Here is a 24,170-nt window from a genome sequence, read left to right as displayed (position 1 = left end):
GGCCGGGGCCGCGCCCTCTCCCCTCTTGTGGAGGGGGCGCGGGGGTGAAGTGAAGGTCAGGCGCCGCGTTTGGCGCGGATCATGGACATGATCTCGGCAGCAGCCTTGGGAATGTTCGTTCCGGGGCCGTAAATGGCCGACGCACCGGCATTCAGCAGGAATTCGTAATCCTGGGGCGGGATGACGCCGCCGCAGACGATCAGGATGTCACCGGCCCCCTGCTCCTTCAGCGCGGCGGCCAGTTGCGGAACCAGCGTCTTATGGCCGGCGGCCAGGCTGGAGACGCCCACGACATGCACGTCGTTTTCGATGGCCTGGCGGGCGGCCTCTTCCGGGGTCTGGAACAGGGCGCCGACATCGACGTCAAAGCCGATATCGGCAAAGGCGGTGGCGATGACCTTGGCGCCGCGGTCATGGCCGTCCTGGCCCATCTTCACCACCAGCATGCGGGGGCGGCGGCCCTCCGTCTCGGCGAAGCTGGCCACGTCCTTCTGGATCTGCTGGAAGCCGGCATCGCCCTCATAAGCGGCACCATAGACACCGGAGACGGAACGGATGGTGGCGCGGTGGCGCGTGAAGACTTCTTCCATGGCGTCGGAAATCTCTCCAACGGTGGCGCGGGCGCGGGCGGCATCCACCGCCAGGGCCAGCAGGTTGCCGGACTTCTCCCGCGCGGCCTGGGTCAGGGCGGCCAGGGTTTCCTTCACCTTGGCATCGTCTCGGGTGGCCCGGATGCGTTGCAACAGGGCGACCTGGGCCTCGCGCACGGCGGTGTTGTCGATGTCGAGAACGTCCACCTTTTCCGGGTTCTGCGGACGGTACTTGTTGACGCCGACGATCACTTCCTCGCCCCGGTCGATGCGGGCCTGACGCCGTGCGGCGGCTTCCTCGATCATCAGCTTGGGCAGGCCGCTTTCCACGGCCTTGGTCATGCCGCCCATTTCCTCGACCTGATCGATCAGCTTTTCCGCCGCCTCGGCCAGGGAGGCGGTGAGGTGTTCGACATAATAGCTGCCGCCCAGCGGATCGACCACATGCGGGATGCGGGTTTCCTCGGCGATGATCAACTGTGTATTGCGGGCGATGCGGGCGCTGAACGGCGTGGGCAGGCCCAGCGCCTCGTCAAAGCTGTTTGTGTGCAGGCTCTGCGTGCCGCCCATGATGGCGGCCATCGCCTCGATCGTCGTGCGGATGACGTTGTTGTAGGGGTCCTGTTCGGTCAAGGACACGCCCGAGGTCTGGCAATGGGTGCGGAGCGCAAGGGAACGGGCATCCTTGGGCTGGAAATGCTTGTCCATCAGCTTGGCCCACAACAGGCGGGCGGCGCGCAGCTTGGCGACTTCCATGAAGAAGTCCATGCCGATGGCGAAGAAGAAGGACAGGCGCGGGGCGAACTTGTCCACGTTCAGGCCCTTGGCCAGGGCGGCGCGGACATATTCCATGCCGTCGGCCAAGGTGAAGGCCAGCTCCTGCACCGCCGTGGCGCCGGCCTCCTGCATATGATAGCCGGAGATGGAGATGGAGTTGAACTTGGGCATGAAATTCGCCGTATATTCGATGATATCGGCGATGATCCGCATGCTGGGTTCGGGCGGGTAGATATAGGTGTTGCGGACCATGAACTCCTTCAGAATATCATTCTGAATGGTCCCGGACAGCTTCTCCGTCGGGACGCCCTGCTCCTCGCCGGCCACGATATACATGGCCAGGATGGGCAGAACGGCGCCGTTCATGGTCATGGAGACGGACATCTTGTCGAGCGGGATGCCGTCGAACAGGATCTTCATATCCTCGACGCTGTCGATCGCCACGCCGGCCTTGCCGACATCACCCACGACGCGGGGATGGTCGCTGTCATAGCCGCGATGGGTGGCCAGATCGAAGGCCACCGACAGGCCCATTTGCCCTGCGGCCAGATTGGCGCGGTAGAAGCGGTTGCTCTCTTCCGCCGTGGAGAAGCCCGCATATTGGCGGATGGTCCAGGGCTTCACCGCATACATGGTGGCACGGGGGCCACGCGTGAAGGGCGCGAAGCCGGGGAGGGTGCCCACCGTCTCCAGATCGGCGAGGTCCTCGGCCGTGTAGAGCGGCTTGACCGCCAGACCTTCTGCCGTGGTGCGGGTCAGGTCGGAGAGTTGCGCATCCTTGCCGGCATCCTTGGCGGCGAGCGCTTCCCAGTCGGCGAGGGTCTTGGTCGGGAACTGGGTGGTCATGGGCGATCTCCGCGGGAGGCAAATTCAAATTTCCGCATGATTGTAGCGGTGTGACTCAGACAGTGGCCGGCATTCGTGTTGCCGCACGGAACATGGCGATGAGCCATCATGATATTCTCCGCCATCGCCAAGTTGCCACCAATCCAGCGACGGTGGTCAGCATCATGGCAAAGGGATACAGGGGCTGGTCGTCGGGAATACCGCCGTGCGACGCTATCGGGGCATCCGGCAGCGTCAGCTTCACCATCGTTGCCGGTTGTTGCAGCGGAAGGCTGCCCACCATCCAGAACAACGAGAGCGCGACCCCGGTCCCCAGGGCAATCGCATCGCGATGGCGGGAGTTAGCCCGCCATTGCACCATGCCGAGACCAAACGCCAGCAGCAGGTTAAGCGCAGCATCCCGCAACATCACCGCCCAACCGGCTTCCGGCCTGGGCAGCAGGGACGACAGCAGGAAGAGCAGTATTATGTAGCCCACCCCGGCCACGGTGATCATCAAGATCACCCGAAATATGTTTGTGGCCTGTTGCATGAGCCCATCATTCCCCTGCCGTTACGCTCACTCAAACTCGATGATCTTTTCATCCACGGCAAGGCTGGCGCCCTTGACGGCGTGGACCTTCTTCACCGTACCGTCGGCCTCGGCGCGCAGGATGTTTTCCATCTTCATGGCTTCGACCACGGCCAGTTCCTGACCGGCCTTCACGGCCTCGCCTTCCTTCACCGACACCGACACCAGCAGGCCCGGCATGGGGCTCAGCAGGTATTTGGACATGTCAGGCGGCAGTTTCACCGGCATCAGGTCGGCAAGGTCAGCGGCGCGCGGGGTCAGGACGTCCACCACGAAGGCGAAGCCGCCATGGGTCAGGACCAGTGACGTGCCCTTGATATCGACCTGTACGGTCATGGCGACACCGGCGACGGTGCCTTCCCACAGGCTTTGGCCGATTTCCCAGTCGCCCAGCACGGTGTGCGGGCCGCTGTCCAGCGTGACGGTGGCGGCACCGCCGGCAAAGGACAGGTGGGTCTTGTGGTTCTGGCGATCCGCGCGCGCCACCCAATCCTGGGCCACGTGGAACCCATGGCCCGCCACTTGCCCTGAGATCATGGCGTCGCGGCTGGCGCGGCGATGATGCAGGACAGTAGCCAGTGCCAGTAACCGGTCACGCACGGCGGGGTCCGGCGTCAGGCCGTGGAAGCCGTCCGGGTATTCCTCCGCGATGAAGTTGGTGGTCAGGCGGCCGTCGCGGAACCGCTGCTTCTGCATCAGGGAGGTGAGGAAGGAGATATTGTGGCCCACACCCCGGATCTGGAACCCGTCCAGAGCATCGGCCATGGCGTCAGTCGCCTGATCGCGCGAAGGCGCCCAGGTGATCAGCTTGGCGATCATCGGATCGTAATACATGCTGATCTCGCCGCCCTCATACACGCCGGTATCGACGCGGACGATGGAGCCATCCTCGCGCTTGCCTTCCACCGGCGGGCGGTAGCGGGTGACGCGGCCCGTGGAGGGCAGGAAGCCACGGGTGGGCTCCTCGGCATAGACACGCGCTTCCAGCGACCAGCCATTGATGCCGACATCATCCTGGCTGATGGGCAGCTTTTCACCCGCCGCCACCCGGATCATCAGTTCGACAAGGTCGAGGCCGGTGATCATCTCGGTCACCGGATGTTCGACCTGCAGGCGGGTGTTCATCTCCAGGAAGTAGAAATTGCGATCCTTGTCGACGATGAATTCCACCGTGCCGGCGGAGCGGTACTGCACGGCCTTGGCCAGCGCCACCGACTGTTCACCCATGGCCTTGCGGGTGGCCGCGTCCAGGAAGGGCGACGGCGCTTCCTCGATCACCTTCTGGTGGCGGCGCTGGATGGAGCATTCACGCTCGTTCAGATAGACGGCATTGCCATGCGCGTCGGCCAGAAGCTGGATTTCGATATGGCGCGGCTCGGTGATATATTTCTCGATGAACACGCGATCGTCGGCGAAGCTCGACCGCGCCTCATTGGTGGCGGAACGGAAGCCCTCGGCCACCTCGCCTTCATTCCAGGCCACACGCATGCCCTTGCCGCCGCCGCCGGCCGAGGCCTTGATCATCACGGGGAAGCCGATATCGCGGGCGATGCGGATCGCTTCCTCATCATCCTTGATGACGCCCAGATAACCGGGAACGGTGGAGACGCCGGCGGCCTTGGCCAGCTTCTTGCTCTCGATCTTGTCGCCCATGGCGCCGATGGCATGCACATCGGGGCCAATAAAGACGATGCCGTTCTGCTTCAGCGCTTCGCAGAACGGGGCCTTTTCCGACAGGAAGCCATAGCCGGGATGCACAGCCTCGGCACCGGTCTGCTTACACGCCGCGATGATCTTGTCGGCGATCAGGTAGGACTGGGCCGAGGGCGCGGGGCCGATATGCACCGCCTCGTCCGCCATCTCGACATGCAGGGCGCCGGCATCGGCGTCGGAATAGACGGCCACCGTCTTGATGCCCATGCGGCGGGCGGTCTTGATGACGCGGCAGGCAATTTCGCCACGGTTGGCGATAAGGATCTTCTTGAACATGGGCGTGTGCCTCCGAGGCGGGCGCTTTCGTGCCCTCTCCCGCATCAGCGGGAGAGAGAGGGGCCCGCCCGCGTCAGCGGGTGGGAGGGTGAGGGTATATGCAACGTTTTCCCCTCACCCTCCCGAGCCCCTCCCTCTCCCCCGTTCGTGGGCGAGGGAAGATGGAGTTACAGCGGCAGATTATCGTGCTTTTTCCAGGGGTTCTGGAGCTGCTTGTTCTTCAGCATCGACAGCGCCTTGCACAGGCGGCGGCGGGTATTGTGGGGCATGATGACGTCGTCGATATAGCCACGGCCCGCCGCCACAAAGGGATTGGCGAATTTCTGGCGATATTCCTCGGTCCGCGCCTCGATCTTGGCCTGATCACCGATATCACCGCGGAAGATGATCTCCACGGCACCCTTCGGCCCCATCACCGCGATTTCGGCGGTGGGCCAGGCATAATTCACGTCGCCGCGCAGATGCTTGGACGCCATCACGTCATAGGCCCCGCCATAGGCCTTGCGGGTGATCAGGGTCACCTTGGGCACGGTGGCCTCGGCATAGGCGAACAGCAGCTTGGCGCCATGCTTGATGATGCCGTTATATTCCTGGCTGGTGCCGGGCAGGAAGCCGGGGACATCCACCAGGGTGACGATGGGGATGTTGAACGCGTCGCAGAAGCGGACAAAGCGCGCCGCCTTGATGGCGCTGTCAATATCCAGGCAGCCGGCCAGCACCATGGGCTGGTTCGCCACAAAACCGACGGTGGAACCCTGCATGCGGGCAAAGCCGGTGATGATGTTCTTCGCGTAATCCGGCTGGATTTCGAAGAAATCGCCCTCGTCCACGATCTTCAGGATCAGTTCCTTCATATCGTAGGGCTTGTTCGGATTGGCCGGGATCAGCGTGTCGAGCGACAGTTCCGGCCGGTCCGCCGTGTCGTGCGTGGGGCGCGACGGCGGCTTCTCCCGGTTGGACAGGGGCAGGAAGTCCACCAGACGGCGGGTTTCCAGCAGCGCCTGCACATCGTTTTCAAAGGCCAGATCGGCAACGCCGGACTTGGCCGTATGGGTCACAGCACCCCCCAGTTCCTCCGCCGTCACCACCTCATGCGTCACCGTCTTCACCACATCGGGGCCGGTGACGAACATGTAGGAGCTGTCCTTCACCATGAAGATGAAGTCGGTCATGGCCGGGCTGTACACGGCACCACCGGCACACGGGCCCATGATCAGGCTGATCTGCGGCACGACGCCAGAGGCCAGCACATTGCGCTGGAACACTTCGGCATAACCGCCGAGCGAGGCCACACCTTCCTGGATGCGGGCACCGCCGCTGTCATTCAGGCCGATGACGGGCGCACCCACCTTCATCGCCTGATCCATGATCTTGCAGATCTTCTCGGCATGCGCTTCCGACAGGGAGCCGCCGAACACCGTGAAATCCTGGGAAAAGACAAAGACCAGACGGCCATTGATGGTGCCATGTCCAGTCACCACGCCGTCGCCGGGCACCTTCTGCTCCGCCATGCCGAAATCGGCGCAGCGATGTTCGACGAACATGTCCCATTCTTCGAACGAGCCTTCATCCAGCAGGATTTCAATACGCTCCCGCGCCGTCAGCTTGCCCTTGGAATGCTGGCCCGCGATCCGCTTTTCGCCGCCGCCCTGACGGGCACCGGCCCGCATCTTCTCCAACCGTACCAGCACGTCCTGCATAGGAAATCCGCCCTTTGGGAAAGGTTCATGGAAGGTTGAGCGGAGTTTGCAAATTTCAGCATGGCCTGGAAAGGCGTGGATGGGTGTGGAAATGCGAAGGGGACCGGTGTGCATTGCGAATTTTGCGAATTTGCAATCCACGCCGCGTGGCCAAGGACAAACCGTCTGGCCGGCAGGATCGCCGCAGGTTACCGGCCGCCGCACAGGCCGCCGGTCACAGCGTTGGGCGCTGCTTAACCGCCTGCTCCCACTGACGCGAGCAGAGAACAAATCCGCCTCGATACACTACTACGTAATCAGTGGGATGGATATGACCAGACCCGTCTTCCATAGTGAGCGCCCATCCACCATCGGCGCAACCGCATCAAGTCCTATGCGTCAAAATCCTGATGGCACGTGCCGTGCCAGGAACAAAACCATTATTTGATGCCCTGCCTGGATAGACACTATAAGAAGTTGCATATCCGTCATGATCAGCGGGACCAACCTTGAAAAGCGAACGTTTCCAGTTTGGCGAATGGCAGGTCGATATGCGGTCCTGCACCCTGCGGCATCTGTCCGATGCGCTGGAAACCCAGGTGGAGCCGCGGGCCATGGATGTGCTGTCGGCCCTGTGTCACCGCGCCGGCAGCATCCTGAGCGCCGACGACCTGCTGCATCTGTGCTGGGACGGCATCGCGGTGGGGGAAAATCAGGTACACAAGGCGGTGGCGCAGCTCCGCCGCGCCCTGGGTGACAGCGCCAGTCAGCCCGCCTATATCGAAAATATCCGCAAGCGCGGTTACCGGACCATCGCGCCGGTCAGCTTTCCACCCGGCCATGCCTTGGCGCCGCCGACCGATCTCTGGTCGCGGCAATCGCCCTATGTGGGGCTGAACCCGTTCGGCCCCGGTCATGCATCGGTGTTTTTCGGCCGCGATGTGGCCCTGGCGCGGCTGGGTGCGGCGCTGGCGGCACGCACCGCCGCGGGGCGGCCCTTTGTGCTGGTGCTGGGTCCCAGCGGCAGCGGCAAGACATCACTGGTACAGGCGGGGATGCTGCCGGCCCTGTTGCAGGGCGGGGGCCCGTTGCGGGTGGCGGCGGCGGCTGGCCTGGACCTGGGCGATGCCGGCGGCCTGCCGCTGCCCACGGCCCTGGGCGGCGCGCTGCTGGACCTGGAGATCGAGGGCCAGCCGATCTTTGCCGGGCAGAATGCCGAAACGCTGGGCCGCGTTCTGACCGGCGGGGAGGATGGGCGGAACCCCATGCCCAGCATCACCGACCCGGCGGCGGCGGGACAGCGTTTTGCCCTGTTCATCGATCGTCTGGAGGTGCTGTTCAGCGGTGGGGCAGATGGCGCGGGACCGCGCGCCCGCTTCCTGTCGGCGCTGGACCGGCTGGCCCGGTCGGGACAGTTCGTGATCATCGCCGCCTGCCGTAACGACTTCTATCCCGATCTGGCGCGCGAACCGGTGCTGATGGAGGGCAAGTCCGATGGCGGGCATGTCGACCTGTCGCCACCGGCGCGGGCGGAGATCATGCAGATGATCCGTCTGCCCGCCCAGGTGGCCGACCTGCGGTTCGGCATCGATCCGGAGACGGGCACCCGCCTGGACGACATGCTGTGCGACGGGGTGGCGGAAAATCCCGACGCCCTGCCCCTGCTGCAATATACGCTGGAGCAATTATACCAGCAACGCAGCCCGGCGCGGGAACTGACCATCACCGCCTATCGGGCGTTGGGCGGCATCGACGGGGCCATCGGCCGCCGGGCCGACGCCATCCTGGCCGGGCTGCCGCCGGCGGCGCAGGCGGCACTGCCGCGCATCTTCTCCCTGATCGTGGCGGTGGGGGGCGGCGACGGCGCCGCCCGTGGCCTGCGCGCACCCTGGTCCGCCCTGTCAGGGCCGGATGAAAGGCGGCTGGTACAGACCTTTGTCGATGAACGGCTGTTCGTCAGCCTGGTGCATGCGACCGAACCGGTGTTCGGGGTGGCACATGAGGCGTTGCTACGGCAATGGCCGCGCGCCGTCGCCTGGATCGCCGAACATCACCAGGCCCTGCGCATCCGCACCCGGCTGGAGGGCGAGACCCAGCAATGGCTGGCCGACGGGCGGCGAGCCGACCGGCTTTTGCGCAAGGGACGGCCGCTGGCGGAGGCGATGGAGTTGCTGACGGCGCGCACCGTGCCCCTGTCGGCCGAGGTGACGGCCCTGATCAATGCGTCGGCACGGCAGGCCCGCCGCGCCGACCGTCTGCGCCTGGGGGCGGTAGCCGGTTTTGCCCTCGTGGCGCTGGTGGCCGTTGCCATGGGGTTCCAGGCCCGGCAGGCGGAAACACTGGCGGCCCAGCGCCGGGAGGAGGCGGAGGGCCTGGTCGACTTCATGCTGGGCGACCTGACGGAGAAACTGCAACCGCTGGCCAAGCTGGACCTGCTGGACGGGGTGGCGCAGAAGGCCATGGCCTATCTGACCGCTGAGGACCCCGGCCGCGTGCCCGGTCCGCTGCGATTGCGGCAGGCAAAGGCGCTTTTGACGCTGGCCGACGTGAACCGGTCACGCGGCAATGTGGATGCGGCGCTGACGGCGCTGGGACGGGCGGAGTTGCTTCTGCTGGCCAACCGGGCGGAAAGCGGCGCCGATGGGGACCTGCTGAAGCAATTGGGGGCCATCGCCTTCTGGTTCGGGCAGATCGCCTATGACCAGGGCAAGCTGCCGGAGGCGGCCAGCCAACTGGCCCGCTATCGCGACTATTCGCAGGAGATGGTGCGTCTGGCGCCCGATGACGTCGATGCCTGGCTGGAACTTTCCTACGCTCTCAGCAGTCTGGGCAGCCTGAAGCTGCGCCGTGACGAGATTACCGACGCGGCGGCCGATTTCGAGCTGTCTCTTGAGCTGAAGCGTCGCGCCATGCGGGAACGCCCCGACGACCGCGCGCTTGCGGCGGGACTGGCCAATGGTTTGTCCTGGCTGGCCAATGCCCGCGCCCAGGCCGGCCGGCTGGGTGAAGCCGCCGACCTCTATGATCAGCAAAGACAGGTTCTGGAGACTTTGCGCACCGCGGAGCCGAACACGCTGGGCTGGTCCTACCGGCTTGCGCTCGCCCATCGGCTGAAAGGGGCGTTGCTGGCCGCGCAGGGGCACAGTGCCGATGCAATCACCACCCTGAACCTGGCCATGCGGCAGATTGGCGAATGCCTTGCCAAGGAACCCGCAAACAAGCTGTGGCGGGCGGATGAAGCAGAGATCGGGCTTCTGACCGCGCGGCTTTACCTGGCCAATGAAAACACGGGCCCCGCATCGGACATCGTCAAACCGATATTGGCCGGGCTGGAGAAGTCCGTACAGACCGATCCCGCCGACGACGCCCAGTTGCGGCTTCTGGGTCAGGCGCGGCTGTTGAACGCCCAGATTCTGCTGCGGCGGGGGGACCTGTCCGGTGCGGCAAACGCCATCGGCCCGGCGGAAGCCGTCGCACGCTCCATCGCACAGTCGGTCAACCGGCAGGGGCAGAAGGACAAGATGCGCAGCGTCCTGCTGTCAAACACCTTGCTGGCCCGCGCGGCCATCGAGACGGCGGGCGGTCGTGCCGAAGCCGCCAAAACCACCTGCCTTGAGGCGGCCGACAATCTGCGCAGCGTCGCAGAGAACAGCCGCGATTACAGAATCCTTGATCCCTGGGTGCGCGCCAATCGTTGCGGCGGCGCCCAGCAGGCCGCCGAAGGCGGTCAGCGGGTGCTGGACCAGATCGGTTATCGCGACGCCGATTATCTGCGCACCCATTCCAGCCAGCCGAACCAACAGGAAGGAACAGTCAGATGAGCATCTCTTCACCCGGCGACAAAACTCTGCCCATCAAGATCACCTGCCGGTATGTGCCCCATGAAGGCGGCGGTGTCGTTCCGGCTCTATTCTATAATGGGCAGCCGGACAAAAATCTGTCGATCCTTGTTCCGCCAGGTTACGACAAGATATCCTTCTATCGGGATCTGGAAGCCCAGGAGGTTCCGTTCTTCTTCACGGGCGCCAATGTCACGCCCATCCGGAATCAAGCCGGGGTCTGTGACGATCTGAAATTGGCATCGGTCACGGATGAAGCCGTCACCGTCAGTGACACTTACCTTCATGTCGGCGACCATGCGGTGGGCGATGTCACGCTGTTCTATTTTATTCAGGATTTCGGGGGCAACGGCGACGGACCGACAGGCGGCTTCGCCTCCGATCCGGAAATCATCAATACCGGCCGCGATTGATCCGGGCGCCTGATTGACGATCAGGCCGGCAGCATGATGCGGAAGAATTCTTCCACTTCCGCAAATGGGGGCGGACCAGACCCGGGTCCGCCCCCTTTCCCACCTGCCGGCCGCCCGCGATTCTTCCTTTAAAAAATCCATCATAATCAAATCACTAAGCGTCGGAAGAATAACAGAAGGAAGAATTCTTCCGATCCCTGGCAGGGTCTGGTCATCGTCCACCTGCCAGGGATTGTGCCGCCCATGTCCGAGATGCTGACCCCCCGCGAGCGCCAGGTTCTGACACTGACCGGACGCGGGTTGAAGAGTGCGCAGATCGCCGCCGAACTGGGTATCTGTGAACTGACAATCCGTAAGCACCGCTCCGCCATCATGCGCAAGGCGGGGCTCCGGTCCACGGCACAATTGATCGCCTTTGCCGGCGGCCAGATAGCGGAGGAGGAGACGGAGACCGCGACGGCCGCCCCCCTGCCCTGGGACCTGCTGCGCCCGCGTGAGGCGGAGGTGGTGCGCCATGTCGTGGCTGGCTGCACCAGCAAGGAGATCGCACGCCTGTTGAAGATCAGCCCTCTGACGGTGCAGAAACACCGGGAGCGGGCGCGCGAAAAGCTGGGCGTGCGCACGGTGGGAGAGATGATCACGCGGGGCCGCGTCATCCTGCCGGCGTGAAAGCCTATGGCGCTGCGCCCCGGACCGGGTAACATCCGGCCCGACAGGGACCCGCACGGGCAACGGAGAGCGCCGCAGCATGACCGCCAAAATCTATGCCGGTGAACGCATCCGCCGACTACGCGAGACGCGGGGCATCAGCCAGGCGCAACTGGCCACAGAGGTGGGGCTTTCCACCTCCTACCTGAACCAGATCGAGAATAACCAGCGGCCGCTATCGGCCGCCGCCGTGATCCGCCTGTCCACCTATTTCCAGGTGGAGCCCAGCCATTTCGCCGATGACAGCGACACAAGGCTGGCGTCCGAACTGCGCGAGGTGCTGGGCGATCCCTTGTTCGGGGATGCGTCGGTGACGTTTGCGGGCATCCGCGATGCGGTGCGCGCCGCACCTTCCATCATGGGATCGCTGCTGAAACTATATCGCGCCTATCAGGGGCTGGACGAGGAATATAAGGCGCTGATGGACAAGGTGGGGGGCGGCGACGCGGTGGTAGGGCCGGCGGCCTTCCCCTATGACGAGGTGCGCGACTTCGTGCAGCAGCAGCGCAACCATTTCGAAACGCTGGACCACGCGGCCGAGGATCTGTTCGAGGGCGGGCATTTTTCCAAGGACCGGCTGCTGGAACATCTTGCCCAGCATCTGGCCGACCGGCATGGGGTGACCATCCGTGTCTCGCCCATGCTGGCCCGGCATGACGTGCTGTGGCGCTATGATCCCGACGACAAGGAACTGCTGGTTTCCGAAGGCACCCCGCGCGAAAGCCGGACCTTCTTCGCCGCGCACCAGATCGCCCTGCTGGATTACGGGGTGGAGATCGAACGGCTGGTGGCCGAGGCGGGCCTGTCCAGCATCGAGGCGCGGTCGATCCTGCGCGTAGGCTTGGCCAACTATTTCGCGGGCGCCCTGATCCTGCCCTACAAGCGGTTCCTGACCGAGGCGCAGCGCATGCGCTACGATATCGACCGGCTGTCAGCGCATTTTAATGTCAGCTTCGAACAGGTCTGCCACCGCCTGTCCACCATGCAGCGGCCCGGCATGCCGGGCGTGCCCTTCTATTTCGTAAAGGTGGACATGGCAGGCAATATTGCCAAACGGTCCAGCGCCACGCGGTTCCAGTTCGCGCGGTTCGGCGGCGCCTGTCCCCTGTGGAACGTGCATCAGGCCTTTGCCCAGCCGGGGCGCATCCTGGTACAGCAGGCGCGCATGCCCGATGGCGCCACCTATCTGTGCATCGCGCGCACCGTGGTGGCAAAGGGCAATTCCTACCTGTCGCGCCCGCGTGAGGCGGCGGTGGGCCTGGGCTGCGAAATCGCCTACGCCGACCAGTTGGTCTATTCAGCGGGGCTGGATTTGCGCAATGTCGACGCGGCGGTGCCCATCGGCTCCAACTGCAAGGTCTGCGACCGCGAGGATTGCCGCCACCGCGCCTTCCCGCCCATCGGCAAGGCGCTGCGCGTGGATGCGCATGAGCGGCGGGTGGTGCCCTACACCGTGAGTTAGGGCTTCTTTACGGCTGACCCGTGAAGGCGCATGAAAACTTACGAGTGCCCCGCCTCCGCCCCATGCGCGGTGCGCAGGAAATTCAGCGCTTCCACCACCAGCCGGCCCCAGAGTTCCAGGCTGGCCAGGATCTGATCGCCGCTGATGCCGACGGCCAGATTATCCATCTCCAGGACCAGGAAATCATCCCGCAGGGAAAAGCGGGCGAACCGTTTATGGCGGTTCCACTGGTTCAGGATGGCGGGATCGAAATGATCCTGCACCTGGAACATCAGGTTGAAATTATAGTCGCCATAGCGGGCGGCCTCGGGGTCGACCTGGGCGCCGGGGCGGATATTGAAGGTCAGGCCGCCGATGGCGCTGCGCAACACGGGGGCGCCTGCCGGGGTCAGGTCCTGCGTTGCGGGCAGACCCAGCCGTTCCAGCGCCGCTTCCAGGTCGGCCAGGGTTACCCCTTTCAAAAGCTTGTCCAACATCCGCCTTCCCTTTCCTGCCAATGCCGGCGGGACCATGCAACAGCCCGACAGGGACAGGCAATCCTTTCCAGCAAGGATGGTCAGGCCGCCTTCATCAACCTGGCAACCAGCAGATAGACCTCCGTCCAGGCCTTGCGGACCTCTGGCGTGAAGTCCGGCCCCAGATTCTTCTCCAGCGTCCACAGCAAGGCAGCGGCGACCGTGTCGTAATCCTTGTCCCTGACGCCATAGGTCTGGTGTCGTTGCCCCATCTTGGCGATGGAATCACGGATCAGGTCCGGGGTCTTCAGGTTGCGAACGGCCACAGCCAGGGTGGACATCAGCTTCTCGCCCTGGGCACGGATGTCGGCCTTGAACAGGGGGCGCAGCGAGGCATCCAACTCAAACAGCCGGTCGTAAAACTGGGCGGCGACCGCCTCCTTCTGGAGGGCGACCTTGCCGAACGTGCGCTGGACCCGCTCGATATCAATGCTCTGCATGATTTTTCCTGGTGAAAGTAAAACCGGCCGGGCGCCACGGCAGCGTGCGCAGGGGTGTTGGATATTATATCAGTTACTGTAGCCGGACATGAATTTTCGCCTCATGTGCCTCAGAAACTGGTGCGGATGCCGGCGAACCCGGTCAGGTACAGGTCGGGCCGCCCCTTCTGTCCCGTGAACCCCGCAACCTGCGTATAGAAACGCAGCACCCGTTGCCAGCGGGGGCCGGTGGCGCGCCAGGGTTGCCACGTCGCCTCCACCCACGGGTTCAGGCCGGAAAAACTGGCGGCGGCGGGGCCGTCGCCGCGCCGCGTCCAATAGGCCATGGCGACCAGATCGATGGTCAGCCGGCCATCATCCAGGCGCAGCTTCTGTTCTGCTGCCACATGCAGGCTGTCATAGGCGCGCGTGAAACCGTTGAAGAACCGCACCCCCTCATAGCCCGCGAAAAACCGCAGCTCGTCGGACGCGTAATGGATGACATCATGATAGAGGGCGAAGGCCGGGTGCCCATCCTCGATGCGGAACCCGTAATCCGTGAATGTCGCGATGTCGTCGGACAGGCGGTAGAAGGTGCCCGCCGTCAGATTGATGACCCGCCCTGCCGCCTCATCCGGTTTCGTGCGGTCAAGCGAGCGGAAAACGCCCAGATGCAGGCGGCCCAGCCCCTGGACATGCTCGCTATAGACAGCGCCGCAAACGGGTGACGCGGTCAGAATGATACCGGGGCGATAGAGATCGGGACCGCAGCGCAGATCGGTGGTCTGGGCACCGGCGGGCAGGGCGGCGGCGATGACCATCACGGCCAGGCAGAGCGAAAGCACAAGGCGCAAGACGATATCCCTGGAAGCGAGCCCTTCGATATTCGCACGCGACGCCAGAAAGGTTACGCGGAAAACAGAGGCCGCCGGATTGTCGCAATCCGTGCCATAGGCCATAATCCTTAAACATATTAATTATTGTTAACGTACTAAAATCATGCAATCGTCCGGCGAGTGATTTTAACCATGATACCGATCATGTGTGGGGCGGAACAGGGGGGCATGGTGCGCAAGACTTGGATACGGACTCTGCCGCTGGCAGCTTTTATCCTGGGGCTGACGGCCTGTGGGGCCGATACCAGCCATGTCGAGATTGGCAGCGTTCCGGCCGGCAAACTGCCGGTTCCGAAATGGCAGGCCAGCAATGCCATGGGCGGCGTGGCGGAGCTGGCGCCCGGCCAGGATGGCTGGGCGGGCTGGTGGGGGGTGGATCAGGGCTGGTCCGCCGATCAGCGCCGCGCCTTCTGGTTCACACCGCAAGGGTCCTGGATGGTGCCCTATGGCTGGCTTCTGGCGGTGGAACAGGCGAACAATCAGGAACGATTTCTCGCGCCCGCCAATATGGAAAGGCTGGGCTATATCCCCGCACAAAAGGATATCTGGAATCCGGAGGCGCTGCCCATCGGCTTTACCGTGACGCCGGGGGCCAAGGGGCCGGATGGCAAGCCGGGCATGGCCTGGGCTGGTCCCAACTGCGCGGCCTGCCACACCAACCGGCTGGATTACGGCGGCAAGTCGCTGATTATCGACGGGGCGCCATCGCTGGGTGATTTCTACCGTCTCAACGCCGAACTGCTGGATGCCCTGCTGGTCACGTCGGAGCAGAAGGACAAGTTCGACCGGTTCGTGACGCAACTGGTGGCCAAAGGCTTCATCCCGGCCGATACGCCCGCCGCCCGCAATGAACTGCTGGGCCAGATGGCGGAGCATCAGATCTGGCTGGCCGAATATCTGCGCCGCAACCTGTGCGGCAGCCACCAAAGCAAGGAATGCCCCGTCGATGCCAAGCCGGGCGTCTCCACCTATGACGCCTATGAGGCCAAGAACACGGCGCTGAAGGCCAATCTGCGTATCCAGACGCTGGAGGCGCGGGCGCGGCAGGATGCCATCATCCGGGATAATTATGTGCCCTTGCCGGGCAATGGCCGCATTGATGCCATCGGCGCCATTTTCAATCAGGTATCCGGCTACAATATCGCGGTGCCGGAGGCCAACTACTCCCCGTCCAATGCTCCGGTCAGCTATCCTTTCCTCTGGGGCGCACCCCAGTCGGACGTGGTGCAATGGAATGGTTTCGCACAGAACACCTCCGTCCTGGGTATTGGGGTCGGTCCGTTGGGCCGCAATACGGGCGAGGTGCTGGGCGTTTACGGGCGCATCCGGGTCACGCCCAACGATCCCTCGAAATACACCGTCTCTGACGGCTCGTTCGAGGATGTGCCCGGCAAGGACCCGCGTTTCGGTTTTGCCTCGACTGTGCTGACCATGAATCTGGGCCATATCGAGAACTGGCTGTCCAGCCTGCGTTCGCCGCGCTGGCCGGACGGTGTCCTGCCCGCCATCGATAAGGAAAAGGCCGCACGCGGCGCCCAGATCTATAATGGCAAGCAGGACGAAAAGGTGAATTGCAGCCTGTGCCATCAGGTGATCGCCCGCAAGGATGAGGGGGAACCCTACAAGGCCACCCTGATCCAGACCTCCGTCATCGGCACCGACCCCGCCATGGCCGACAATTTCCTGCTGCGGCTGAACAAGGAAACGGGTCTGGAATGGGAAAGCGGCAAGCTGGAAGGCAAGCGCCCGAACCTCGTCGAATTCTGGGCCAAGCCTTACGGCACAACCCTGCCCGACCGTGGCGAGGCGCTGGTCGTGCAGGTGGCCGGTGTGCTGCTGTCGGATTTCAGCAACACGATCTCCGCCGGACGCCTGTCGAAAACCTATACCGGTTCCTTCGACAAGGGGGCGGACCCCCGCTCCTACAAGGCGCGGCCGCTGACGGGCATCTGGGCCACGGCCCCTTATCTGCATAATGGTTCCGTGCCCACCCTGGCCGACCTGCTGACCGATGAAAAGAGGCGGCCCACGAGCTTCCATGTCGGCAGCCGGCAGTTCGACCCCGTCAAGGTCGGCTACCAGACCGAGCCGGAGCCGGGTCGCGAGACCTATGAATTCGACACGGGCTTTCCCGGCAATTTCAACACGGGCCATACCGGCCGGCTCTATGGGACGGAACTGGGCGATGACGACAAGCTGGCGTTGATCGAATATCTGAAGACGCTATGACCGTCCGCACCAACCGGGGAAGAACCATGTCCAAATGGACCCGCCTCTGTTTCGGCACCGCCGCCGTCGCCCTGCTGGCCGGCTGTGCCGAAACCGGTGATGAATATTACCGGCCGATACCGCCGGCCGACTATCCCCGCGCCGACGGGCCGGGCGAACAGTTGCAGCCGGACGAGGTGGAGGCGGCGGCCCGTGTGGCGGCCATCATTCAGGCGCATCTGCTGCGCATGTATGTCGACGTGCCGGTACGCCGCGATGCGCATCCCAAGCCGCATGGCTGTGTCCAGGCCCGTTTCACGGTGCGGGATGATGTCCCCGCCGCGCTGCGCCGGGGCCTGTTCGCGGAACCCGGCACCTATCACGCCGTCATCCGCTATTCCAATTCCAACGAGAATCCCACGCGCCCCGACTATGACAAGGATGGGCGCGGCATGGCGGTGAAGGTGACGGGCACCGCCGACAGGCCCCTGCCCGGTACGCCCCTGCTGGTGGCACCGGGGGCCGTGCCGTCGCAGGATTTCATCATGATCAACTACCCCACCTTCCTGGTGGCGGCGCCCAAGGATTATCAGACCCTGGTCGGCTATACCGACAGCGCCAACAAGCTGACGCAATGGCTGCAGCCCGTGCTTGTCCTCACCTCCATCGGCTGGAAGGGCACGATGAACGCGGTGGGGGCCACCAGTTCGCGCATCGACAACCCGTTGAACACCCGGTACTGGTCGATGGTGCCGTACCAGTTGGGCAGCGGCCCGGATGCCGTGGCCGTCAAATATTCCGCCATGCCATGCGATCCGCTGCCGGTGATCATTCCCGATACCAAGAACCCCAACTATCTGCGGGCCGCCATGGTGCGGCAATTGTCGGTGGGCAATGCCTGCATGCGGTTCATGGTCCAGGTGCGGACGGCGGGGATGAGCGTGGAGGATCCGCGCTATGAATGGTCGGAAACCGAGGCCCCGTTCCAGGAGGTGGCGCGGATCGACATCCCGGAGCAGGATTTCAACACCGAACCGCAGAACGCGGCCTGCGAGGCCAGTTCCTATTCCCCCTGGCACGCGCTGCCGGACCATAAGCCGCTGGGCGCCGTCAACCGCATGCGCAAGGCCATCTATGAGCGGATTTTTGCCCTGCGTCAGGCCACGGCCAACCTTGGCGCCACACCGGCCGGCGGCGGCGGGTGAGACGGGTGACATGCCCGACGCCCCCTGCCCTTCCCTTTTGTAACGATCCGTTACAAATCCCTACCATTCATTAACCAAGCCCAACGGACAGGTTACATGACCCCGCCTATGGTGATCCCATGGGCGGGCGGTTTTCGGACGGCCGGACACGCCCTTTTTATAAGTCCCGAACGGACAGGGGTTGGTCATGGATCTCATCAAGCTGGGTCTGCGCAATCCGGCGGCACTGGGTGTTGCGGTGCTGATCGTGATGGGGCTGGGCATCTGGTCGGTGCTGACGCTGCCGGTGCAGCTTTTCCCCGAGGTCAAGCAGCCCACGCTGGGCATCGAGGCATCCTGGCGCGCCGCAAGCCCGCAGGAGGTGGAAAGCGAGATCCTGGAGCCCATCGAGGACGTGATGAAGGGCCTGCCCGGCGTCACGGAGATGCAGGGCTTCGCCAATCCCGGCGGGGCCTTTGTCAGCCTGGAATTCGATGCGCGCACCGACATGCAGCAGACCATGCTGGATGTCATCAGCCGGTTGAACCGCATCCCCTCGCGCCCCGCCGATGCCGATCCGCCGCGCCTGATCATGGGCGGGGGCGACAATGCCAATGAGACCCTGATCTATTATTTCGTGCAGAAGCTGCCGGGCACGGCCGGCGCCCTGACCGACCATTACCATTACCTGATCGAGGATGTGATCCCCCGGATCGAGGCGATCCAGGGCGTGGCGCGCGTGGATTTCGGCGGACAGGCCGAGGCGCCGCAGCAGGAAGTGCAGATCATCTTCGACCCGTTCAGGATGGCCCAGTATGGCATCACCATCCCCACCGTGTCAGGCCTGGTGGGCCGGGCGCAGGATGTGACGGGCGGCTTCGTCGATGATGGCCGCCGCATCTATACGGTCCGCTATAAGGGAAGGTTCAAGCCGGAACAGTTCAGCGATCTGGTCCTGGAATGGCGCGACGGGCGGCCGGTGAAGCTGGGCGACGTGGCTGAGGTCAAGGTGCAGTTGGGCCGGCAATGGCAATATGCCTTCCAGAATGGCAACGAGGCCATCGGCCTGCGCGTCATCCGGCGCGAGGGGGCCAATGTCCTGGCCACCCTGACCGAGGTCAAGGAGCTGATGGCCGGGATGCGCGACGGGGAGATGAAGGCGAAGGGTCTGACCAACAATCAGAGCTTCGATCCCTCCGTCTATATCGAGAATGCCATCGGCCTGCTGTCGGGCAATCTGGTGTCGGGCATCGTGCTGGCGGTGGCGGCCCTCTGGCTGTTCCTGCGGCGCACGCAACTGACCCTGCTGGTCGCCATGACCATTCCCATCTCGCTGCTGTCGCTGTTTGCCGTGCTGGCCATCACGGGGCGGTCGATCAATGTCATCTCCCTGGCGGGGCTGGCCTTTGCCGTGGGCATGGTGATCGACAGCGCCATCGTCGTGCTGGAAAATATCGTGCGCATGCGCGACCGGGGCATGGGCAATGACGAGGCCAGCCACGAGGGCACGCGGCGCGTCATCTCCGCCCTGTTCGCGTCCACCGCCACCACCGTGATCACCTTTGTGCCCATCGTGTTCATGCGCGAGGTGGAGGGGCAGATCTTCGCCGATCTGGCCCTGACCATCGCGGTCGGCGTCACCATCAGCCTGATCGTCTGTGCCACGGTGCTGCCGGTGGCGACTGCCAAGCTGATGAAGGTGACGCCGCGCATGGGGGGTGAGGCGCGGTGGGTGGAATGGCTGTCGCTGAAGATCATGGACCTGACGGCCACCAACAGGAAGCGCGCCGCCGTGATTGCCGGTCTGCTGACGTTGTCCCTGGGCGGATCGTACCTGCTGTTCCCGTCCATGTCGTACTTGCCGCCTGTGAAGCGCGACAGCGTCGATGCCTTCCTGAACTTCCCCGTGGGCACGTCGGTCGACCTGTCGAGGGAGGAGGTGGCGAAGGTCATCGTCGACCGGTTCATGCCCTATTACACAGGCGAGAAGCAGCCCAAGGCCAAGAATTTCTATGTCCTGGGCTGGCCCGGCGGCGGGTCCATCGCGGTGCGTCTGGAAGATGACACGCGCCTGGACGAGATGATGGGCATCGTGAAGAACGAGATCCTGGCCGGCTTCCCCGATGTGCAAGGCTTCGCCAATCGCGGCAATCTGTTCGGCGGGCTGGGGGCGGAGGGAAATGTCTCCATCCTGCTGCAATCGTCCGACGCGGCCGGCCTGTCCGACGCGGCATCCAAGGGTCTGGCGTTGCTGCGCGAAAAGCTGCCCGACGTGCAGTCCTGGTCCAACCCCAACCCGGAAATGGCACAGCCGCAATTGACCGTGACCCCCAATGACCGCCGGATTTCGGAGGTGGGCTGGACCCGCGTGCAGGTGGGCCAGGTAGTGCGCGCCCTGGGCGATGGCTTGTGGCTGGGCGAGCATTTCGACGGGCAGAACCGTCTGGACATCATCATGCGGTCCCCGGAATGGACGGGTCCGGAGGAGTTGGAACAGGTGCCGGTGGCCACCCCGTCGGGCACGGTGGTGCCGCTGGGCCAGCTTGTGTCGGTTGCCCGCGAGGTGGGGCCATCCAGCATCACCCGGGTCGATGGCCGCCGCACTATCACGCTGAACCTGCAGCCGGGGGAGAATATCGCGCTGGAGGATGTGATGACCATGCTGCGGCGGGATATCGAGCCGCAATTGCGCGCCTTCCTGCCGGCCGACGGCACCTTGCGGTATGGCGGATCGGCCGACCGGCTGGATGCAACGGTGGCGGCCATGGCTAAGAATTTCATCATCGCCCTGGGCCTGCTGTTCCTGCTGATGGCCCTGACCTTCAAATCGGTGAAGGACAGCGCCATGGTGATGATCTCCATCCCGCTGGCCACCGTGGGCGGGCTGGCGCTGCTGGACTTCACCAACCTGTTCACGTTCCAGCCGCTGGACCTGCTGACCATGATCGGCTTCATCATCCTGCTGGGCATCGTGGTCAACAATGCCATCCTGCTGGTCGATGAAACGCGCCTGTGCGAGGCGGAGGGCAAGGGAAGGGCCGAGGCCGTGCATCAGGCCCTGCGGTCCCGCATCCAGCCCATCTTCATGGGCACCCTGACGACGGTGGCCGGCATGGCGCCGATGATCGTGGTGCCGGGGGAGGGCAGCGTCATCTATCGCGGTATCGCCGCCGTGCTGACGGGCGGGCTGGCCGTGTCGACGGTGTTCACCCTGCTGCTGCTGCCGGCCCTGCTGCGCATGGGGGAGAAGCACCGCCGCGCCGTGCAGGAACCGGGACCGGATTACGGGGCCAAGGTGACGCGGCTGGCGGCGGAGTAGTGGGGGTTTTCCTTGGATGGTGTCGCTCCCTCACGTTTTGGTCGCGCCCTCACCCTCCCCCCGCTGCGCGGCGGGCCCCTCCCTCTCCCACTTCGTGGGCGAGGGGCGGAACTTGGCGGTGTGCTTAAATTCGCCCCTCTACCGCTTGCGGGAGAGGGAGGGGCCCGAACGCGCCAGCGTTCGGGAGGGTGAGGGCCCGTTGCGAAGCGGTGGGAGGGTGAGGGCAAAATCGGCACCCCCGCCTATTCTCTACCTTTACACCCCCGTTACATATCGAAACGCCCACGTAACGGGGTTTTGATTACAAGGGTGCAATATTCCCCCAGAAAAGGGATCATCGCCATGACCCGCCGCATTGCGCACCAGATCGCCGCCGCCCTGCTGCTGGGCACCATCATGCTGCCGGCAGCGGCACAGCAGGCACCGGCACCGGCCGCCCGGGTGAAGGTGGAAGCCGCCAGCCTGCGGCAGATGGCGCCGATGCTGCAGGTGCCGGGCAGCGTGATGTCGCGCCAGGATGCCGATGTGGCGGCCGAAGTGTCGGGCCGCGTCACCTGGGTGGCGGAGGCGGGCACGCGGGTGGCAGCGGGAGAGGCCATCGCGCGGGTCGATGACCGGCTGCTGCGCCTGGAACTGCGCCAGTACGAGGCGCAGATCAAAAGCCTGGAAAGTCAGTTGGCCTTTCAGGAGCGCGAGGTGGACCGCCAGCGGCAACTGGCCGAGCGCGGCACCACGCCCGTGACCCGGCTGGAGGAGACGACCAGCAAGCGCGACGTGCTGGCCCAGGATCTGGTCCGCGCCCAGGCCAGCCGCGACCGCACGGCGCTGGAGATCGAGCGCACCACCGTCAAGGCGCCATTCACCGGACAGGTGGCGGAGCGGATGCTGGAGGTCGGTGAATATTCGGCACCGGGGGTGAAGGTGGCCCGTCTGGTGGCCGTCGATCAGGTGGAGGTGCGGGCCCAGGCGCCCGTCTCCATCGCCCGCCATATCGTGGAGGGCAGCGAGGTGCCGCTGGATATCGAAGGGCAGGCGGCGCGCGGCAAGGTCACCCGCATCATCGCCATCGGAGAGGCGCAGTCCCGCACCTTCGAGGTGCGCGTGGCCCTGCCCAAGGGCGAGGCACCCTGGATCGTGGGCTCAGCGGTCAAGGTGGGTCTCCCCTCGGCCACGGCCGAACAGGTGGTGGCCGTGCATCGCGACGCCCTGGTCCTGCGCGGTGACGGCACATATCTGTTCCGGGTGAATACCGAGAACAAGGCGGAACGCGTGGCGGTAAAGACCGGCACCAGCATCGGCGACTGGGTGCAGGTGACGGGTGACGTGCGTGACGGCGACCGCATGATCGTGCGCGGCGCCGAAAGGCTGCGCGAGGGGCAGGAGGTCGAGTTGGACCCTAAGGTGAGTTAACCGGGCATGTAATACCGGCCCCTACTGGTCCTTGATCTTCGCCTGCCTTCCCTGGCACCCTTCTGCCTGTGTGTGGGGTGGGGGGTTTTATGAGCGACGGTATCGAATCTGTGGGCGCCATGGCCACGGCTGGCTTGGCGGCGGCCGCCATCGAGGGGGAGAGCGGGCATCATGGGCATGGCGCCCATGGGGCCTGCGCCAATTGCGGCACAAGGCTGACAGGAAATTTCTGTCATGCCTGTGGACAGGCGGGGCATCTGCACCGGTCCATGCTGCATATTGTGGAGGAATTCTTCCACGGCATCCTGCATTTCGATAGCAAGGCGTGGCGGACGCTGCCCATGCTGGTCTTCCGGCCGGGCAAGCTGACCTATGATTACATCCATGGCCACCGGGCGCGCTATGTCACGCCCATGGCCATGTTCCTGTTCACCGTCTTTGTCATGTTCATGAGCTTTTCCCTGATGGGGATCAGCACGAATGTGCCGGTGGCCGTGCCGGTGCAGGAGCAGCGCGAAGCGTTGGAGCATGCCCGGCAGGGGCTGGAGGAAGCCCGCGCCGATCTGGCCGAGGCGGAGACGGAACTGGCCCAGGCGCTGAGCGCCGGAGAGGATGTCAAGGCCGAGACGAAGCAGCGTGACCGGGCGAAGCGGCGCCTGGAAACCGCGCAGAAATCCGTTGAGGCCATGGATACGGCCCTGGCGGCGGCGGGCGTGGCCATTGTGCCCCCCACCCCACCCAAGCCGGGAGAGAAGCCGACCGTTCCGGACCTGCCCAAGGTCGTCACCAACGGTCCCGTGACGACTGAAAACCTGTCGGACGTGCTTGTCCGTAATTTCGATGAAGATCTGAATATCAATATCGGCGACGCGGAGCTTGAGGCCAAGATCAAGAAAAAACTGAAGAATCCGGAACTGCTTCTCTATAAGATGCAGAACACGGCCTATAAATTCTCCTGGTTGCTGATCCCCATCTCGCTGCCGTTCCTGTGGCTGCTATTCTTCTGGAAGCGCGGCGTGGCCATGTATGACCATGCCATCTTCTCGCTCTACTCCCTGTCCTTCATGTCGCTGCTGTTCATTGTCATCTCGCTGGCGATCAAGTTTGTACCGGGATGGGAGGGCTTGATCGCATCCCTGATCCTGGTGGCCCCGCCGGTACACATGTTCTTCCAGCTGCGCGGTACCTATCGCCTGTCCAATTTCGGGGCGCTGTGGCGCACCGTCGCGCTGCTGTTCATCACATTGATGACCAGCATCACCTTTGTGGTGTTCATCGTTTCGATGGGGGTGGCCGGGTAGCGGCCATCATCTCGGGCCATCTCACCGCACCGCATGGCCATACA

General features: G+C 64.2%; 16 protein-coding genes. 9 read left to right on the top strand and 7 right to left on the bottom strand.

From position 1 onward, the window contains the following. Positions 1–56: 56 nt before the first annotated feature. The 4 genes from scpA to KBA48_RS04535 all read right to left on the bottom strand — a co-directional run bounded on the left by scpA (position 57) and on the right by KBA48_RS04535 (position 6,473). The gene (gene scpA / locus KBA48_RS04550; protein ID WP_292903813.1) at positions 57–2,213 is read right to left on the bottom strand and encodes a methylmalonyl-CoA mutase; all 2,157 of its coding nucleotides are present in this window, start codon (positions 2,211–2,213) and stop codon (positions 57–59) included. Positions 2,214–2,319: 106 nt separating this feature from the next. After that, the gene (locus KBA48_RS04545; RefSeq protein ID WP_292903812.1) at positions 2,320–2,709 is read right to left on the bottom strand and encodes a hypothetical protein; all 390 of its coding nucleotides are present in this window, start codon (positions 2,707–2,709) and stop codon (positions 2,320–2,322) included. A 63-nt stretch (positions 2,710–2,772) separates the two neighbouring features. Further along, positions 2,773–4,773, bottom strand: a complete 2,001-nt coding sequence (locus tag KBA48_RS04540; protein ID WP_292903811.1) for an acetyl/propionyl/methylcrotonyl-CoA carboxylase subunit alpha — start codon at positions 4,771–4,773, stop codon at positions 2,773–2,775. A gap of 167 nt (positions 4,774–4,940) precedes the next feature. After that, the gene (locus tag KBA48_RS04535) at positions 4,941–6,473 is read right to left on the bottom strand and encodes an acyl-CoA carboxylase subunit beta (RefSeq protein ID WP_292903810.1); all 1,533 of its coding nucleotides are present in this window, start codon (positions 6,471–6,473) and stop codon (positions 4,941–4,943) included. Positions 6,474–6,961: 488 nt separating this feature from the next. Here KBA48_RS04535 and KBA48_RS04530 point away from each other — a divergent pair, with 488 nt between their 5' ends. The 4 genes from KBA48_RS04530 (at position 6,962) to KBA48_RS04515 (ending at position 12,874) form a co-directional block, all read left to right on the top strand. Then, entirely contained in the window at positions 6,962–10,273 is a 3,312-nt protein-coding gene (locus KBA48_RS04530; protein WP_292903809.1) for a winged helix-turn-helix domain-containing protein, read from the top strand. After that, the gene (locus KBA48_RS04525; RefSeq protein WP_292903808.1) at positions 10,270–10,704 is read left to right on the top strand and encodes a hypothetical protein; all 435 of its coding nucleotides are present in this window, start codon (positions 10,270–10,272) and stop codon (positions 10,702–10,704) included. The genes KBA48_RS04530 and KBA48_RS04525 overlap by 4 nt, the downstream gene beginning before the upstream one ends. A 243-nt stretch (positions 10,705–10,947) precedes the next feature. Then, positions 10,948–11,373 (top strand): helix-turn-helix transcriptional regulator, encoded by a 426-nt coding sequence (locus KBA48_RS04520; protein ID WP_292903807.1) that lies wholly within the window; start codon positions 10,948–10,950, stop codon positions 11,371–11,373. 79 nt (positions 11,374–11,452) lie between these two features. Continuing rightward, positions 11,453–12,874, top strand: coding sequence for a short-chain fatty acyl-CoA regulator family protein (locus KBA48_RS04515; RefSeq protein ID WP_292903806.1), 1,422 nt, complete (start codon positions 11,453–11,455; stop codon positions 12,872–12,874). A 38-nt stretch (positions 12,875–12,912) separates the two neighbouring features. Here the strand turns inward: KBA48_RS04515 and KBA48_RS04510 are convergent, their stop codons facing one another. The 3 genes from KBA48_RS04510 to KBA48_RS04500 form a co-directional block, all read right to left on the bottom strand. Further along, a complete protein-coding gene (locus KBA48_RS04510; RefSeq protein ID WP_292903805.1) occupies positions 12,913–13,350 on the bottom strand; it encodes a YbjN domain-containing protein in 438 nt (145 codons plus the stop codon). A gap of 80 nt (positions 13,351–13,430) precedes the next feature. Continuing rightward, positions 13,431–13,829, bottom strand: a complete 399-nt coding sequence (locus tag KBA48_RS04505) for a globin family protein (protein ID WP_292903804.1) — start codon at positions 13,827–13,829, stop codon at positions 13,431–13,433. 110 nt (positions 13,830–13,939) lie between these two features. Then, complete coding sequence (locus KBA48_RS04500) at positions 13,940–14,662, bottom strand: hypothetical protein (protein WP_292903803.1); 723 nt, start codon at positions 14,660–14,662, stop codon at positions 13,940–13,942. Between the two features lie 210 nt (positions 14,663–14,872). On the opposite strand from KBA48_RS04500, the gene KBA48_RS04495 reads away from it, so the two are divergent. From KBA48_RS04495 to KBA48_RS04475, 5 genes are all read left to right on the top strand, one after another. Continuing rightward, positions 14,873–16,933, top strand: a complete 2,061-nt coding sequence (locus KBA48_RS04495; protein WP_292903802.1) for a di-heme-cytochrome C peroxidase — start codon at positions 14,873–14,875, stop codon at positions 16,931–16,933. A gap of 26 nt (positions 16,934–16,959) precedes the next feature. Continuing rightward, positions 16,960–18,117 carry a hypothetical protein gene (locus tag KBA48_RS04490; RefSeq protein WP_292903801.1) on the top strand — a complete coding sequence of 386 codons (1,158 nt, stop codon included), beginning with the start codon at positions 16,960–16,962 and terminating at the stop codon, positions 18,115–18,117. A 187-nt stretch (positions 18,118–18,304) separates the two neighbouring features. Continuing rightward, positions 18,305–21,415: an efflux RND transporter permease subunit gene (locus tag KBA48_RS04485; RefSeq protein ID WP_292903800.1), complete on the top strand. Its 3,111-nt coding sequence runs from the start codon at positions 18,305–18,307 to the stop codon at positions 21,413–21,415. A gap of 342 nt (positions 21,416–21,757) precedes the next feature. After that, entirely contained in the window at positions 21,758–22,825 is a 1,068-nt protein-coding gene (locus KBA48_RS04480) for an efflux RND transporter periplasmic adaptor subunit (protein ID WP_292903799.1), read from the top strand. 89 nt (positions 22,826–22,914) lie between these two features. After that, on the top strand, positions 22,915–24,126 hold the full coding sequence (locus tag KBA48_RS04475) for a DUF3667 domain-containing protein (protein WP_292903798.1): 1,212 nt from the start codon (positions 22,915–22,917) through the stop codon (positions 24,124–24,126). Positions 24,127–24,170 lie beyond the last annotated feature (44 nt).

Source organism: Niveispirillum sp., from assembly GCF_017996735.1.
Classification (GTDB): domain Bacteria; phylum Pseudomonadota; class Alphaproteobacteria; order Azospirillales; family Azospirillaceae; genus Niveispirillum.
This window is presented reverse-complemented; position numbering and strand designations above follow the sequence as displayed.

Excerpts from the sequence above, each read along its gene's own strand:
- KBA48_RS04540 (WP_292903811.1), bottom strand. The coding sequence starts at position 4,773 with ATGTTCAAGAAGATCCTTATCGCCAACCGTGGCGAAATTGCCTGCCGC.
- KBA48_RS04515 (WP_292903806.1), top strand. The coding sequence starts at position 11,453 with ATGACCGCCAAAATCTATGCCGGTGAACGCATCCGCCGACTACGCGAG.
- KBA48_RS04480 (WP_292903799.1), top strand. The coding sequence starts at position 21,758 with ATGACCCGCCGCATTGCGCACCAGATCGCCGCCGCCCTGCTGCTGGGC.
- KBA48_RS04505 (WP_292903804.1), bottom strand. The coding sequence starts at position 13,829 with ATGCAGAGCATTGATATCGAGCGGGTCCAGCGCACGTTCGGCAAGGTC.
- KBA48_RS04490 (WP_292903801.1), top strand. The coding sequence starts at position 16,960 with ATGTCCAAATGGACCCGCCTCTGTTTCGGCACCGCCGCCGTCGCCCTG.
- KBA48_RS04545 (WP_292903812.1), bottom strand. The coding sequence starts at position 2,709 with ATGATCACCGTGGCCGGGGTGGGCTACATAATACTGCTCTTCCTGCTG.
- KBA48_RS04535 (WP_292903810.1), bottom strand. The coding sequence starts at position 6,473 with ATGCAGGACGTGCTGGTACGGTTGGAGAAGATGCGGGCCGGTGCCCGT.
- KBA48_RS04510 (WP_292903805.1), bottom strand. The coding sequence starts at position 13,350 with ATGTTGGACAAGCTTTTGAAAGGGGTAACCCTGGCCGACCTGGAAGCG.
- KBA48_RS04475 (WP_292903798.1), top strand. The coding sequence starts at position 22,915 with ATGAGCGACGGTATCGAATCTGTGGGCGCCATGGCCACGGCTGGCTTG.
- scpA (WP_292903813.1), bottom strand. The coding sequence starts at position 2,213 with ATGACCACCCAGTTCCCGACCAAGACCCTCGCCGACTGGGAAGCGCTC.
- KBA48_RS04525 (WP_292903808.1), top strand. The coding sequence starts at position 10,270 with ATGAGCATCTCTTCACCCGGCGACAAAACTCTGCCCATCAAGATCACC.
- KBA48_RS04495 (WP_292903802.1), top strand. The coding sequence starts at position 14,873 with ATGGTGCGCAAGACTTGGATACGGACTCTGCCGCTGGCAGCTTTTATC.
- KBA48_RS04485 (WP_292903800.1), top strand. The coding sequence starts at position 18,305 with ATGGATCTCATCAAGCTGGGTCTGCGCAATCCGGCGGCACTGGGTGTT.
- KBA48_RS04520 (WP_292903807.1), top strand. The coding sequence starts at position 10,948 with ATGTCCGAGATGCTGACCCCCCGCGAGCGCCAGGTTCTGACACTGACC.